The following is a 713-nucleotide window of genomic DNA, read 5'->3' on the forward strand; positions in this document are numbered from 1 at the left end:
GCGGGGGCCTTCGACCACCTCACCTTCGGTGTGCCGGTGGGCTTCTACCACCTGGCGGTGGGAACGGGGCACGGGGCGTACTCGCTGGCGCAGGGCAAGTACGAGCAGGCCACGCGCGAGCTGGCGCCGGCCGCGCTGATGGTGGCGCTGTATGCCGGGGGCAAGGGAGCACGTGCCTTGGTGGAGTCGCGCGGCGGGCTGAGGCGGCTCCAGCTGCCGGCGCTCGACGTGGTCGGCATGAAGGCGCTGATGGCGCGCCTGGAGGAGCAGTTGGGCGTCAACGCCGCGCGCGACTTGTTGCGCTACCTCCAGGCGCGCCGCGAGGGCGCACGGGTGGCCGCCGAGTGGGGCGAGGCGGGGCTGCTGGCGCTGTACGAGGCCCGCGGCAATCCAGCGAAGGCGCAGGCGGTGCTGGCGGAGGCCGCGAGCCGCGAGTCCGCCCAGCCCCTGGACACCAGGGGCGCGGCGGGGAAGCGGTCCGTCAACCTGGACCTCTTCGCGCAGAACGTCGAGGCGGGCGCCGCGGAGGCCGCGAAGGCGAAGCTGTTCCAGGCGGAGCTGGAGTCCCTGGGCCCACGCCTGCCCAAGGACGTGAAGCGGCTGAAGCAACTGGCCCCGAAGCTGGAGGAGCCGCCGCCGGGAGTCGATAGCGGCGCAGCGCTCTGGCAGGAGTACGTCGCCTACCGCAAGAGGCGGCTGAAGGAGATTCGGGA

At 73.1% G+C, this 713-nt stretch carries 1 pseudogene; it reads left to right on the forward strand.

From position 1 onward, the window contains the following. Positions 1-713, forward strand: a pseudogene (locus ACLEQD_RS44735) (hypothetical protein); the annotation flags it as partial.

The organism is Corallococcus sp. 4LFB, assembly GCF_046520365.1.
GTDB classification, from domain to species: domain Bacteria; phylum Myxococcota; class Myxococcia; order Myxococcales; family Myxococcaceae; genus Corallococcus; species Corallococcus caeni.